Source organism: Streptomyces sp. NPDC104202 (assembly GCF_055584185.1).
On sequence record NZ_JBVJMN010000079.1, the window covers coordinates 19,787 to 34,003 of the forward strand.

The window sequence follows — 14,217 nt, forward strand, 5'->3', positions numbered from 1 at the left end:
CAAGACGGAACATTAGACTCGACAAATCGGCAAGCTCGACCAGCTCAAAGCAAGGAGGCACGGGTGGCTCTGCTGACCCGTATCAGGGGACCGCGAGATCTGGACCGGCTCTCCCCGGAACAGCTGGACCAGCTGGCCGACGAGATCAGGACGTTCCTCGTGGACGCCGTCTCCAAGACCGGCGGGCACCTGGGGCCCAACCTCGGTGTGGTCGAGCTGACCATCGCCCTGCACCGGGTGTTCGACTCCCCGAAGGACCGGGTCCTCTGGGACACCGGCCACCAGAGCTACGTCCACAAGCTCCTCACCGGGCGCCAGGACTTCTCGAAGCTCAAGATGAAGGGCGGCCTCTCCGGCTACCCCTCGCAGGCGGAGTCCGACCACGACGTGATCGAGAACTCGCACGCCTCGACGGTCCTCGGCTGGGCCGACGGCCTCGCCAAGGCGAACGAGGTCCTGAAGAAGGACGACCACGTCGTCGCCGTCATCGGCGACGGCGCGCTCACCGGCGGCATGGCCTGGGAGGCGCTGAACAACATCGCCGCGGCCAAGGACCGGCCGCTCGTCATCGTGGTCAACGACAACGAGCGCTCCTACGCGCCGACCATCGGCGGCCTCGCCAACCACCTGGCGACCCTGCGCACCACCGACGGCTACGAGCGCTTCCTCGCCCGCGGCAAGGACATCCTGGAGCGCACCCCCGTCGTCGGGAAGCCGCTCTACGAGACCCTGCACGGCGCCAAGAAGGGCCTGAAGGACTTCATCGCCCCGCAGGGCATGTTCGAGGACCTCGGCCTCAAGTACGTCGGCCCCATCGACGGCCACGACATCGAGGCCCTGGAGTCGGCGCTGACCCGCGCCAAGCGCTTCGGCGGCCCGGTCATCGTCCACTGCCTCACCGAGAAGGGCCGCGGCTACCAGCCCGCCCTCCAGGACGAGGCCGACCGCTTCCACGCCGTCGGCAAGATCCACCCCGACACCGGCCTGCCCATCGCCTCCTCCGGCGCCGACTGGACCTCGGTCTTCGGCGAGGAGATGGTGAAGCTCGGCGAGGAGCGCGCGGACATCGTCGCCATCACGGCGGCCATGCTCCAGCCCGTCGGCCTCGACAAGTTCGCCAAGGCGTTCCCCGACCGCGTCTTCGACGTCGGCATCGCCGAGCAGCACGCCGCGGTCTCCGCCGCCGGCCTCGCCACCGGCGGACTCCACCCGGTCTTCGCCGTCTACGCGACCTTCCTCAACCGCGCCTTCGACCAGGTCCTGATGGACGTGGCCCTGCACCAGTGCGGCGTCACCTTCGTCCTGGACCGCGCCGGCGTCACCGGCACCGACGGCGCCTCCCACAACGGCATGTGGGACATGTCGATCCTCCAGGTCGTGCCCGGCCTGCGGCTCGCCGCCCCGCGCGACGCCGACCAGGTCCGCGCCCAGCTGCGCGAGGCCGTCGAGGTCACCGACGCGCCCACCGTGGTCCGCTTCTCCAAGGGCGCGGTCGGCCCGGCCGTCCCCGCGCTGCGGCGCGTCGGCGGCATGGACGTGCTCCGCGAGCCCGGCAGCGACACCCCGGACGTCCTCCTGGTCTCCGTCGGCGCGCTCGCCCCGATGTGCCTGGAGATCGCCGATCTCCTCGACAACCACGGCATCTCCACCACCGTGGTCGACCCCCGCTGGGTCAAGCCCGTCGACGAGGCCCTCGCGCCGCTCGCCGAGCGCCACCGGGTCGTCGTCACCGTCGAGGACAACAGCCGCGTCGGCGGGGTCGGCTCGGCCGTCTCGCAGGCCCTGCGCGACGCCGGCGTCGACGTGCCGCTGCGTGACTTCGGCATCCCGCCGCGGTTCCTCGACCACGCCTCGCGCGGCGAGGTGATGGCGGAGATCGGGCTGACGGCGCCGGACATCGCGCGCCAGGTCACCGGTCTGGTCTCGCGGCTCGACGGCCGTTTCGACCACAGCGCGCAGGCCGTGGAGCCCGCCCGCGACTGACCCCGCCCCGCGGCGCCGGTCACCGTGCGTGACCTTTGGGCCGGTCGGCTCACCCTCCCGGGTGCCGACCGGCCTTTTCGCGTGCATTCTGACTCTGTGCGGGCAGGCGTATCACAGCCACCCGCCCGCGGTGGCCCAGAGCGACCGAGGTCCAGGCACGGCGCGGAGGTACCAGTGTGAGTACGGATCAGCAGCCACGGGCGAAATCCGGCATGTTCCGGACCAAGACGGTCGAGCAGTCGATCCGCGACACGGAGGAACCGGAGCACGCGCTCCGGAAGTCCCTGTCCGCCTGGGATCTGACGGTCTTCGGCGTCGGCGTCATCATCGGCACCGGCATCTTCGTCCTCACCGGCAAGGTGGCCAAGGAGAACGCGGGGCCGGCCACGGCCCTCGCCTTCGTCGCGGCGGGCATCGTCTGCGCCCTCGCCGCCCTCTGCTACGCCGAGTTCGCCTCCACCGTCCCGGTGGCGGGATCGGCGTACACCTTCGCGTACGCCTCCATCGGCGAACTCCCCGCCTGGATCATCGGCTGGGACCTCGTCCTGGAGTTCGCGCTCGGCACGGCGGTGGTCGCCGTCGGCTGGTCGGGCTACGTGCGCTCGCTGATGGACAACATCGGCTGGCACCTACCCGCCTCGCTGGAAGGGCCGGACGTCGCGGGGGGCACCTTCGACATCCTGGCCTTCCTGCTCGTCCTCGTGCTGACGGTGGTCCTCGTCCTCGGCATGAAGCTCTCCGCCCGGATCACCGCGGTCGTCGTGGCGATCAAGGTCACCGTGGTCATGATCGTGATCATCGCCGGCCTGTTCTTCATCGTCGGCGACAACTACAAGCCGTTCATCCCGCCGGCCGTCACCCCCGAGGGCGGCGGCTCCAGCTGGGACTCCCCGATGGTCCAGCTGATCTTCGGCTACGAGCCCACGAACTTCGGCGTCATGGGCATCTTCACCGCCGCCTCCGTGGTCTTCTTCGCCTTCATCGGCTTCGACGTGGTGGCCACCGCCGCCGAGGAGACCAAGCTGCCGCAGCGGGACATGCCCCGGGGCATCCTCGGCTCGCTCCTCATCTGCACGGTGCTGTACGTGGCGGTGGCGCTCGTCGTGACCGGCATGCAGCACTACACCGAGCTCTCCGTGAGCGCCCCGCTCGCCGACGCCTTCAAGGCGGCGGGCCATCCCTTCTACGCGGGCGTGATCAGCTTCGGCGCCGCCGTCGGCCTCACCACGGTCTGTCTCATCCTGCTCCTGGGCCAGACCCGCGTCTTCTTCGCCATGAGCCGCGACGGGCTGCTGCCCCGCTTCTTCTCGGTCACGCACCCGCGCTTCAAGACCCCGTACCGCCCGACCATCCTGCTCGGCGTGATCATCGCGATCGTCGCGGGCTTCACCAGCATCAACGAGCTGGCGACCCTGGTGAACATCGGCACCCTCTTCGCCTTCGTCGTCGTCGCGGTCGGCGTCATCGTGCTCCGCCGCACCCGTCCCGACCTGCCCCGCGCCTTCCGCACCCCCTGGGTGCCGGCGCTGCCGATCATCTCGATCGCCGCCTCGGTCTGGCTGATGCTCAACCTGCCGGGGGAGACCTGGTTCCGGTTCGCCGTGTGGATGATGATCGGCTTCGTCGTGTACTTCCTGTACGGCCGCCGTCACAGCCGGTTGGGCCGGGAGGGAGCGGGAGCCCGGTACTGACGGGCGGCCGGAACCGGAGGGGCGGGCGCGGGTCGGAGCGCCGGAACGGGCGACTACAGTCGGCTCGTACCCGACCCGTAACCCGATGACCGGAGTGCTGGACCCCTCATGGCGAATCGATCCGAGGCCCCCACCGCCCACCCCCACGGTGCCCCCGCCACCCCGCAGTTGCGGGGAGCCTGGCTGGCCCGTGGGAAGGAGGGCAGATTCAGCGTCTACCTGCCCCGCAACGGCGAAGTGGTGCGCTGGACCGAAGGCGTCGACGGCCGCTGGAGCGAGCCCTTCCCGCTCGGCGGCGGCGGTCTGACGCCGGGCCTCTCCGCGGGCCAGGGGGCCGACGGGTACGTCCACCTCGTCGGGATGCGCCCGGTGGCCGGCAAGCCCGAGCACGTCGAACTGGTGCACACCACGCAGTACCAGACGGGCCGTCCGGCCCTGGAGTGGAAGTCCATCACCCACCCCAACGGCGCCTCGTACCACTGGACCGGCAACCCCAGCGTCACCGTGGACGGCATCGGCCGCGCCTACGTCTTCTCGCGCAACGGCGGCGGCGGCATCAGCGTGCGGGCCCAGAAGGACGCGGGCGGCTGGCACCCCTGGTGGGACCTGGTCGGCTCCAGGACCGACCCGTCGCCGGTCGCCCTCACCAACGGTTCGGGCTTCGTCGAGCTCTACACCTCGCACGCCACGGGGCTGCTGCGCTACGTCCAGCGCGAGTCCGGCGGCAAGCCGATCCGCGAGGAGATCCTGCCCGCCTCCGTCACCATGGGCACCCTGGCGGGCGTGACCGGTCCCTCCGGCCACTGCACCCTCTTCTACGTCGACCAGGACGGCCGGGTGTGCGCCTGGTCGCCCGAGCGGTCCCTGAAGCCGACGTACCTCGCCGACGCCCTCGGCACCGGCCCGCTCACCGCCACCCGCTGCCTCGTCGACGGCCTGGACTGCACCGTGCTGGCCCAGCAGAACGAGGACGGCCGGCTGGCGTTCGCCGCCTACCCGACCGAGCAGGAGGACGCCGGCGCCCGCTGGTTCGAGACCGGTCAGCCGCACGGCCCGCTGGTCACCACGCTCACCCGCGCCGCCGACGAGAGCCTCGTCGCGGTCGCCCTCGTCGACGAGACCTCGCTGATCACCACGCGCCAGCGGCCCGGGGCGGACGGCCTCGCCGTGGAGAACTGGCGCCCCCTGTTCTGACCGCGCCCACGCGAACGGCCCCGGCACCTTCCGAAGGTGCCGGGGCCGTTCGCGTGCCCGACGGGCGGGCGTACCGGGTGTTACGCCGGGACGCTCGCCACGCCCTGGGCGAGGAAGGTCTTGCCGTTGACGCGCTCGGAGACGCCCTCACGGTCCAGGTACGGCGTGATGCCGCCCAGGTGGAAGGGCCAGCCCGCGCCGGTGATCAGGCAGAGGTCGATGTCCTGCGCCTCGGCGACGACACCCTCCTCCAGCATCAGGCCGATCTCCTGCGCGACCGCGTCCAGGACACGGTCGCGGACCTGCTCCTCGGTCAGGACGGAGTCGCCCTGGACGAGGAGGGCGGCGACCTCCGGGTCGAGCTCCGGCTTGAAGCCGTTCTCGGCGTTGTAGACGTAGAAGCCGCGCTTGCCGGCCTCGACGACGCGCTTGAGGTTCGGCGAGACGGTGAAGCGGTCCGGGAAGGAACGGTTCAGGGTCTCGGAGACGTGCAGACCGATGGCCGGGCCCACGAGCTCCAGGAGCACCAGCGGGGACATCGGCAGACCGAGCGGCTCGATGGCCTTCTCGGCCGTCTCGACCGGGGTGCCCTCGTCGATGACGTTCTGGATCTCGCCCATGAAGCGGGTCAGGATGCGGTTCACGACGAACGCCGGGGCGTCCTTGGTGAGGACCGCGGTCTTCTTCAGCTTCTTGGCGACACCGAACGCGGTGGCCAGCGAGGCGTCGTCCGTCTTCTCGCCGCGGACGATCTCCAGCAGCGGGAGGATCGCGACCGGGTTGAAGAAGTGGAAGCCGACCACGCGCTCCGGGTTCCGGAGCTTGGAGGCCATCTCCGACACCGACAGCGAGGAGGTGTTGGTGGCGAGGATCGCGTGCGCCGGGGCGACCGCCTCGACCTCCGCGAACACCTTCTGCTTGACCGACATCTCCTCGAACACGGCCTCGATGATGAAGTCCGCGTCCGCGAAGCCCTCGGCCTTGTCCAGGACACCGGAGACCAGGCCCTTGAGGCGGTTGGCCTTGTCCTGGTTGATGCGGCCCTTGCCGAGCAGCTTCTCGATCTCGGCGTGGACGTAGCCCACGCCCTTGTCGACGCGCTCCTGGTCGATGTCGGTCAGGACGACCGGCACCTCGAGGCGGCGCAGGAAGAGCAGGGCGAGCTGGGAGGCCATCAGACCGGCGCCGACGACACCGACCTTGGTGACCGGGCGGGCCAGCGACTTGTCCGGGGCACCGGCGGGGCGCTTGCCGCGCTTCTGCACCAGGTTGAAGGCGTAGATGCCGGAGCGGAGCTCGCCGCCCATGATCAGGTCCGCGAGGGCCTGGTCCTCGGCGTCGAAGCCCTTCTGCAGGTCCCCGTCCTTCGCGGCCTCGATGATGTCGAGGGCGCGGTAGGCGGCCGGGGCGGCGCCGTGCACCTTGGAGTCGGCGACGAGACGGCCCTTGGCGACGGCCTGGTCCCAGCCCTCGCCGCGGTCGATCTCGGGGCGCTCGACGGTCACGGAGCCGTTCAGGACGGAGGCCGTCCAGATCAGCGACTGCTCCAGGAAGTCCGCGCCCTCGAACAGCGCGTCGGCGATGCCGAGCTCGAAGACCTGCTTGCCCTTGAGCTGACGGTTCTGGTTCAGCGAGTTCTCGATGATGACCGAGACGGCCTTCTCCGCGCCGATCAGGTTCGGCAGGATGGCGCAGCCACCCCAGCCGGGCACCAGGCCGAGGAAGACCTCGGGCAGCGAGAAGGCCGGCAGGGCCTTCGACACGGTGCGGTAGGTGCAGTGCAGACCGACCTCGACGCCGCCGCCCATGGCCGCGCCGTTGTAGTACGCGAAGGTCGGGACGGCGAGCGCGGACAGGCGCTTGAAGACGTCGTGGCCGCCCTTGCCGATGGCGAGCGCCTCGTCGTGCTTGCGCAGCAGCTCGACGCCCTTGAGGTCGGCGCCGACGGCGAAGATGAACGGCTTGCCGGTGATGCCGACGCCGGTGATCTCACCGTTGGCGGCCTCGGCCTCGACCTGGTCGATCGCCGCGTTCAGGTTGGCCAGCGACTGCGGGCCGAAGGTGGTCGGCTTGGTGTGGTCGAAGCCGTTGTCCAGCGTGATGAGGGCGAACCGGCCCGCACCCGCGGGCAGCTCGAAGTGCCGTACGTGGGCGCTCGTGACGACCTCGTCGGGGAAGAGCTCCGCGGCGCCCTTCAGAAGCTCGGCGGTGGTGCTCACTTGCCCTCCCAGTGGGGGTTTTCCCAGATGACCGTGGCGCCCATGCCGAAGCCGACGCACATCGTGTTGAGGCCGTAGCGGACCTGCGGGTTCTCCTCGAACTGGCGGGCCAGCTGCGTCATGAGCCGGACGCCGGAGGAGGCCAGCGGGTGACCGTAGGCGATGGCGCCGCCGTACTGGTTCACGCGGGCGTCGTCGTCGGCGATGCCGTAGTGCTCCAGGAAGGCGAGGACCTGGACCGCGAAGGCCTCGTTGACCTCGAAGAGGCCGATGTCCTCGATGGAGAGGCCGGCCTGGGCGAAGGCCTTCTCGGTGGCCGGGATCGGGCCGTAGCCCATGACCTCGGGCTCGACGCCGGCGAAGGCGTAGGAGACGAGGCGCATCTTGACCGGGAGGTCGTTCTCGCGGGCGAAGTCCTCGGAGGCGATGATCGAGGCGGTGGCGCCGTCGTTCAGGCCGGCCGCGTTGCCCGCGGTGACGTTGCCGTGGACGCGGAACGGCGTCTTCAGGTTCGCCAGCGACTCCAGGGTCGTGCCCGGGCGCATCGGCTCGTCGGCCGTGACCAGGCCCCAGCCGGTCTCACCGGTGGAGGCGTCGGTGCGGCGCACCGAGATCGGCACCAGGTCCTGCTGGATCTTGCCGTCGGCGTACGCCTTGGCGGCCTTCTCCTGCGAGCGCACGGCGTACTCGTCGGCGCGCTGCTTGGTGATGCTCGGGTAGCGGTCGTGCAGGTTCTCGGCGGTCATGCCCATGAAGAGGGCGGACTCGTCGACGAGCTTCTCCGACACGAAGCGCGGGTTCGGGTCGACGCCCTCGCCCATGGGGTGGCGGCCCATGTGCTCGACACCACCGGCGATGACGGCGTCGTACGCGCCGAAGGCGATCGAACCGGCGACGCTGGTGACGGCCGTGAGGGCGCCGGCGCACATGCGGTCGATGGAGTAGCCCGGCACCGACTGCGGCAGCCCGGCGAGGATGCCCGCCGTGCGGCCGAGGGTCAGACCCTGGTCGCCGATCTGCGTGGTCGCGGCGATGGCGACCTCGTCGATGCGCGCGGGGTCGAGGCCCGGGTTGCGGCGCAGCAGCTCCCGGATGGCCTTGACGACGAGGTCGTCGGCGCGGGTCTCGTGGTAGATGCCCTTCGGGCCCGCCTTGCCGAACGGGGTGCGGACGCCGTCGACGAAGACGACGTCCCTGACGGTACGAGGCACGATGGCTCTCCTCCAGGGTGCGGGATGGCACTGCTGCGGCACACGCCTAAGCGTGCGCTTGCTCCTCCCATGCTACTTGTGGGTAACCAGGCTGCCCAGCCCTTGGGCCCCAAGCGGCGAAGGTCACATCCCGAGCATCCCACCGACCCGCCCCCGCGCCCCCGTGCGCGCCCGTCCGTCCGGATGCTTCGCCGGCCGCGGCCGGGGTACGACGGAGCCCCTGGCGGTGGGTACCTGCCAGGGGCTTTCCGGGTGGGGTCAGGCCGTCGCCGAGAGGGCCTGCACGAGGAGAGGGGTGACGAGGCCGACCTGCCAGGGGCGGGCGCCGTGGGAGGCGAGGGCGGCGGAGACGGTGTCCGGGGTGGCGGGGGCCGGGGGTTCCCAGCAGACGCGGCGGACGGTGTCGGGGGTGATGAGGTTCTCCTGCGGGAGGTTGAGCTCCTCGGCGAGGGCGGAGACCGCGGTGCGGGCCGCCGCGAGGCGGGCGGCGGCGGCCGGGTCCTTGTCGGCCCAGGCGCGCGGCGGCGGAGGTCCGGCGACCTGCTGGCCGGGCTGGGGCAGCTCGCTCTCCGGCAGCGCGCGGGCGCGGTCGACGGCGGCCTGCCACTGCTCCAGCTGGCGCCGGCCCATGCGGTTGCCGAATCCGGGCAGGGCGGTGAGGGCGGCCACGTTCACCGGCACCGAGAGCGCCGCCTCGACGATGGCCGCGTCGCTGAGGACCTTGCCGGGGGAGACGTCCCGGCGCTGGGCGACCCTGTCGCGGGCCGTCCACAGTTCCCGTACGACCGCCATCTGGCGGCGGCGGCGCACCTTGTGCATGCCGGAGGTGCGGCGCCAGGGGTCCTTGCGCGGCGGGGCGGGCGGGGCGGAGGCGATGGCGTCGAACTCCTGCAGCGCCCACTCCAGCTTGCCCTGCCGGTCGAGCTCCTTCTCCAGCGCGTCGCGCAGGTCGACGAGGAGTTCGACGTCGAGGGCCGCGTACCGCAGCCACGGTTCGGGCAGCGGGCGGGTGGACCAGTCCACCGCGGAGTGGCCCTTCTCCAGGGCGTAGCCGAGGACGGACTCGACCATCGCGCCGAGGCCGACCCGCGGGAAGCCCGCGAGCCGCCCGGCCAGCTCGGTGTCGAAGAGCGAGGAGGGGAGCATGCCTATGTCCCGCAGGCACGGGAGGTCCTGGGTGGCGGCGTGCAGGATCCACTCGGTGCCGGAGAGCGCCTCGCCGAGACCGGAGAGGTCGGGGCAGCCGACGGGGTCGATGAGCGCGGTGCCCGCGCCCTCGCGGCGGAGCTGGACGAGGTAGGCGCGCTGGCCGTAGCGGTAGCCGGAGGCGCGCTCGGCGTCCACCGCGACGGGGCCGGTTCCGGCCGCGAAGGCGGCGATCACCTCGGCGAGGGCCTCGTCCGTCTCGACGACGGGCGGAATCCCCTCGCGGGGCTCCAGCAAGGGGATCGGAAGCCCGTTCGCAGGGACATCGTCGTCCGGGGGGCCGCCCCCGGTGGTGCGCAGTGCTGTGTCTGCTGCGGTCTCTTGGGCGTCGGTCACCTGTCAAGGGTATCGGTGAACGGCAAGCGCCTGTCGACGGAACGTTCCGTCGACAGGCGCCGGCTTCTCGTCGACCACCCTCAGTGGATGATCCCCGTCCGCAGGGCCACCGCGACCATGCCGGCGCGGTCGCCGGTGCCCAGCTTGCGGGCGATGCGGGCGAGGTGGCTCTTCACGGTGAGGGCGGAGAGGCCCATGGAGACGCCGATGGCCTTGTTGGACTGGCCCTCGGCCACCAGCCGGAGCACCTCGACCTCACGGCCGGAGAGCTCGCGGTAGCCGCCCGGGTGGCTCGGGGCACCCGGGGGGCGGCGGTGGCCCATACGGGCGGCGGCGGAGCCGATGGGGGCGGCTCCGGGCCGGGTCGGGTGGCCGATGTTGGTCCGGGTGCCGGTGACGACGTAGCCCTTCACGCCGCCGGCGAGGGCGTTGCGCACGGCACCGATGTCGTCGGCGGCCGAGAGGGCCAGGCCGTTGGGCCAGCCCGCGGCCCGGGTCTCGGACAGCAGGGTCAGGCCGCTGCCGTCGGGCAGATGGACGTCGGCCACGCAGATGTCGCGTGGGTTGCCGACGCGGGGACGCGCCTCCGCGATGGACGAAGCCTCGATCACGTCACGTACTCCGAGGGCCCACAGGTGGCGGGTCACGGTGGAGCGGACGCGCGGGTCGGCCACGACGACCATGGCCGTCGGCTTGTTCGGGCGGTAGGCGACCAGGCTTGCGGGCTGCTCGAGGAGAACGGACACCAGGCCTCCTGGGGGGAAGGGTGCGGGACGGAGCCGGCTCGGGGAAGAAGCCGGGGGCGAACCCGTGCAGTGAAGGGGTCACTGAATCCTTCGGCAGGACGGCCGCCCGCCTTTAGGGAAAGATCACGATTTGGTGAGTAACAATTAGGGCAATTCGGACGAGTGATCGATCATCCTACGAGCGGCTGCCGCCGCTTCACCCGCACGAGGGAGCGTCAGGACACCTCTGCGGACCGCTTCGGGTCGCCGCGGCAGACGGGTTCGGTGTCTGCCGCGCGCGCTCCGGCGCGCTCCTCAGGGCTGCTGGGGGCCGCGCCGCTGGGGGAGGGAGACGACCCCCGCGCCGGTCACCGTGCTCGAGCCCGGATCCGCCGGCGCCGGCGGCAGCCCCGCGATCTGGCAGAGCAGGTCGCACCAGGCCGCCAGGTGCGCCGCCGTGTCCGGCACCCCGGCGAGCCCCTCGCGGGGGGTCCAGGACGCCCGGATCTCGATCTGGGTCGCCGGTCTGCGGTCGGCGAGCCCGCCGAAGTAGTGCGAGCCCGCCATCGTCACGGTCCCGCTCGCCTCCCCGTACCCGAGCCCCCGCGCCTCCAGCGCCCCGGTCAGCCAGGACCAGCACACCTCCGGCAGCAGCGGGTCGGCCGCCATCTCCGGCTCCAGCTCCGCCCGGACCAGCGTCACCAGGCGGAACGTTCCCTTCCAGGCTTCGTGGCCGTCCGGGTCGTGCAGCAGGACGAGCCGTCCGTCCGCCAGGTCCTCCTCGCCGTCCACGACCGCCGCCTCCACCGCGTACGCGTGGGGCGCCAGGCGCTGCGGCGGCCTGGTCGGGTCGATCTCGATCTCGGACCTCAGCCGCGCCGAGCGCAAGGCCTCCACCGCCCGCCGGAACGCGGGTGGCACCGGGTTCGACTCCGTACTGTCCGCCGTTTCGTCCGTCCCTCGATCGCCGTCGGAATGATCGGAAAAATGTCCCTGAGCCGCAGCCATGCGGGGAAGAGTAGGCGGAACGGGGCCTCCGCGCAGGGAGGGACACCCGGCCCGGACGAGCGGCTTCCCGCCACATGCGAAGATTCTGGGCGTGAGTGCCATTGACCGCCCGCAGGGCCAGCAGACGAAGCAGCAGTCGCGGACGCACGACTCCGCGTTCCTCAAGGCATGCCGGCGCGAGCCCGTGCCGCACACCCCCGTCTGGTTCATGCGACAGGCCGGGCGCTCCCTCCCCGAGTACCTGAAGGTCCGCGAGGGCATCCCGATGCTCGAGTCGTGCATGCGGCCCGAGCTGGTCACCGAGATCACGCTGCAGCCGGTGCGCCGCCACAAGGTCGACGCCGCCATCTACTTCAGCGACATCGTGGTCCCCCTCAAGGCCATCGGGATCGACCTCGACATCAAGCCCGGCGTCGGCCCGGTCGTCGCCGACCCGATCCGCACCCGCGCCGACCTGGCCCGGCTCCGCGACCTCACGCCCGAGGACGTCCACTACGTCACCGAGGCCATCGGGATGCTCACCGGCGAGCTGGGCGACACCCCGCTCATCGGTTTCGCCGGCGCGCCGTTCACCCTCGCGAGCTACCTCGTCGAGGGCGGTCCGTCGCGCAGCCACGAGCACACCAAGGCGCTCATGTACGGCGACCCGCAGCTCTGGGCCGACCTGCTCGACCGCCTCGCCGAGATCACCTCGGCCTTCCTCAAGGTCCAGATCGAGGCCGGCGCCTCCGCGGTCCAGCTCTTCGACTCCTGGGTCGGCGCCCTCGCCCCGGCCGACTACCGCCGCTCGGTGATGCCGGCCTCCGTCAAGGTCTTCGACGCGGTCGCCGGGTACGGCGTCCCGCGCATCCACTTCGGCGTCGGCACGGGCGAGCTCCTCGGCCTCATGGGCGAGGCCGGCGCGGACGTCGTCGGCGTCGACTGGCGCGTCCCGCTCGACGAGGCCGCCCGCCGCGTCGGCCCCGGCAAGGCGCTCCAGGGCAACCTGGACCCGGCCGTGCTCTTCGCCTCCCGCGAGGTCGTCGAGGCCAAGACGGACGAGGTCCTCGCCGCCGCGAAGGGCCTGGAGGGCCACGTCTTCAACCTGGGCCACGGCGTCATGCCGGCCATGGACCCGGACGCCCTGAGCCGTCTCGTCGAGTACGTCCACACGCGGACGGCCGTCTGACCGGCACGCGCACGGACACGGCGACGGCCGCCGGGGAGCCCCCCGGCGGCCGTCGCCGTACCGCGGCCGTCACCCCGCCCTGACCGCCGCCGTCGCCTTGCGGGCCGCGACCAGGACCGGGTCCCACACCGGCGAGAACGGCGGCGCGTACCCCAGGTCCAGCGCGGTCATCGCCTCCACCGTCAGGCCGGCCGTCAGCGCCACGGCCGCGATGTCGACCCGCTTCGCCGCGCCCTCGCGGCCCACGATCTGCACGCCGAGCAGCCGCCCCGTGCGCCGCTCGGCCAGCATCTTCACCGTCATCGGCGCCGCGCCCGGGTAGTACCCCGCGCGGCTCGTCGACTCGACCGTCACCGTCACGTACCGCAGTCCCACCTCACGGGCGTCCTTCTCCCGCAGGCCGGTCCGGGCGATCTCCAGGTCGCACACCTTCGACACCGCCGTCCCCACCACTCCGGGGAAGGTGGCGTAGTCGCCGCCGACGTTCGCCCCGATGACCTGGCCGTGCTTGTTCGCGTGCGTCCCCAGCGGCACGTACCGCTCCCGGCCCGAGACCAGGTCCAGGACCTCCACGCAGTCACCCCCCGCCCAGATGTTCCCGTGGCCGCGCACCCGCATCGCCAGATCGGTGAGCAGTCCGCCGGACGTGCCGAGCGGCAGCCCCGCCGCCCGCGCCAGGGAGGTCTCGGGCGCCACGCCCATCCCCAGGACCACCACGTCCGCCGGGTACTCGGCCGTGTCCGTGGCCACCGCCCGCACCCGGCCGTCCTCGCCGGTGAGGATCTTCGTCACCTCCGCCGACGCGACGGTCCTGATCCCGAGCCCGTCCATCGCCCGGTGCACCAGCCGGCCCATGTCCGGGTCGAGCGTCGCCATCGGCTGCTCGCCCCGCGTCAGGACGGTGACCTCGTAGCCGCGGGCGAGGAGCGCCTCGGCCATCTCGACCCCGATGTACCCCGCGCCGACCACGACCGCGCGCCGCCCCCGGGTCCGCTCCAGCGAGTCGAGCAGCGCCCGACCGTCGTCGAGGTTCTGCACGCCGTGCACCCCGAGCGCGTCGATCCCCGGCATCGGCGGCCGCAGCGGACGGGCGCCGGTCGCGATCACCAGCTTGTCGAAGCCCGTCCACGACTCCGTACCCGCCTCCAGGTCACGGGCGAGGACCCGCTGCCCCGGCACGTCGACCGCCGTCACCTCGGTCCGCATCCGCAGGTCGATGGCGCGGGCCCGGTGCTCCTCGGGGGAGCGGGCGATCAGCTCCCCGGGCCCCGCGACGTCGCCGCCGACCCAGTACGGGATGCCGCAGGCCGAATACGAGGAGAAGTGACCGCGCTCGAACGCGACGATCTCCAACTCCCCGGGCGCCTTGAGCCTGCGGGCCTGGGGGGGGGGGGGGGGGGGGGGGGGGGGGGGGGGGGGGGGGGGGGGGGGGGGGGGGGGGGGGGGGGGGGGGGGGGGGGGGGGGGGGGGGGGGGG

General features: G+C 72.2%; 9 protein-coding genes and 1 pseudogene. 4 read left to right on the forward strand and 6 right to left on the reverse strand.

What is annotated here, in order from left to right; all coding sequences use genetic code 11:
• The first annotated feature begins 63 nt into the window (after nucleotides 1-63).
• The 3 genes from dxs to ACZ60W_RS33620 all read left to right on the forward strand — a co-directional run bounded on the left by dxs (nucleotide 64) and on the right by ACZ60W_RS33620 (nucleotide 4,868).
• A complete protein-coding gene (gene dxs, locus ACZ60W_RS33610; RefSeq protein WP_469759190.1) occupies nucleotides 64-1,983 on the forward strand; it encodes a 1-deoxy-D-xylulose-5-phosphate synthase in 1,920 nt (639 codons plus the stop codon).
• 212 nt (nucleotides 1,984-2,195) lie between these two features.
• Entirely contained in the window at nucleotides 2,196-3,674 is a 1,479-nt protein-coding gene (locus ACZ60W_RS33615) for an amino acid permease (protein ID WP_469759191.1), read from the forward strand.
• Nucleotides 3,675-3,782: 108 nt separating this feature from the next.
• Nucleotides 3,783-4,868 carry a PLL family lectin gene (locus ACZ60W_RS33620; RefSeq protein WP_469759192.1) on the forward strand — a complete coding sequence of 362 codons (1,086 nt, stop codon included), beginning with the start codon at nucleotides 3,783-3,785 and terminating at the stop codon, nucleotides 4,866-4,868.
• An 80-nt stretch (nucleotides 4,869-4,948) separates the two neighbouring features.
• Here ACZ60W_RS33620 and ACZ60W_RS33625 read toward each other — a convergent pair whose 3' ends face one another.
• The 5 genes from ACZ60W_RS33625 to ACZ60W_RS33645 form a co-directional block, all read right to left on the reverse strand.
• Complete coding sequence (locus tag ACZ60W_RS33625; RefSeq protein ID WP_469759193.1) at nucleotides 4,949-7,087, reverse strand: 3-hydroxyacyl-CoA dehydrogenase NAD-binding domain-containing protein; 2,139 nt, start codon at nucleotides 7,085-7,087, stop codon at nucleotides 4,949-4,951.
• Nucleotides 7,084-8,298: a thiolase family protein gene (locus ACZ60W_RS33630; RefSeq protein ID WP_469759194.1), complete on the reverse strand. Its 1,215-nt coding sequence runs from the start codon at nucleotides 8,296-8,298 to the stop codon at nucleotides 7,084-7,086. The genes ACZ60W_RS33625 and ACZ60W_RS33630 overlap by 4 nt, the downstream gene beginning before the upstream one ends.
• Before the next feature lie 258 nt (nucleotides 8,299-8,556).
• On the reverse strand, nucleotides 8,557-9,840 hold the full coding sequence (locus tag ACZ60W_RS33635) for a ribonuclease D (protein ID WP_469759195.1): 1,284 nt from the start codon (nucleotides 9,838-9,840) through the stop codon (nucleotides 8,557-8,559).
• 80 nt (nucleotides 9,841-9,920) lie between these two features.
• The gene (locus ACZ60W_RS33640) at nucleotides 9,921-10,586 is read right to left on the reverse strand and encodes a LuxR C-terminal-related transcriptional regulator (RefSeq protein WP_469759196.1); all 666 of its coding nucleotides are present in this window, start codon (nucleotides 10,584-10,586) and stop codon (nucleotides 9,921-9,923) included.
• Between the two features lie 294 nt (nucleotides 10,587-10,880).
• Complete coding sequence (locus ACZ60W_RS33645) at nucleotides 10,881-11,573, reverse strand: DUF3000 domain-containing protein (RefSeq protein ID WP_469759197.1); 693 nt, start codon at nucleotides 11,571-11,573, stop codon at nucleotides 10,881-10,883.
• Nucleotides 11,574-11,664: 91 nt separating this feature from the next.
• Here ACZ60W_RS33645 and hemE point away from each other — a divergent pair, with 91 nt between their 5' ends.
• Nucleotides 11,665-12,741, forward strand: coding sequence for a uroporphyrinogen decarboxylase (hemE, locus tag ACZ60W_RS33650; protein ID WP_469759198.1), 1,077 nt, complete (start codon nucleotides 11,665-11,667; stop codon nucleotides 12,739-12,741).
• 69 nt (nucleotides 12,742-12,810) lie between these two features.
• Here hemE and ACZ60W_RS33655 read toward each other — a convergent pair.
• Nucleotides 12,811-14,124, reverse strand: a pseudogene (locus ACZ60W_RS33655) (FAD-dependent oxidoreductase); the annotation flags it as partial.
• Between the last annotated feature and the right edge of the window lie 93 nt (nucleotides 14,125-14,217).

Excerpts from the sequence above, each read along its gene's own strand:
- ACZ60W_RS33620 (WP_469759192.1), top strand. The coding sequence starts at position 3,783 with ATGGCGAATCGATCCGAGGCCCCCACCGCCCACCCCCACGGTGCCCCC.
- ACZ60W_RS33615 (WP_469759191.1), top strand. The coding sequence starts at position 2,196 with ATGTTCCGGACCAAGACGGTCGAGCAGTCGATCCGCGACACGGAGGAA.
- ACZ60W_RS33645 (WP_469759197.1), bottom strand. The coding sequence starts at position 11,573 with ATGGCTGCGGCTCAGGGACATTTTTCCGATCATTCCGACGGCGATCGA.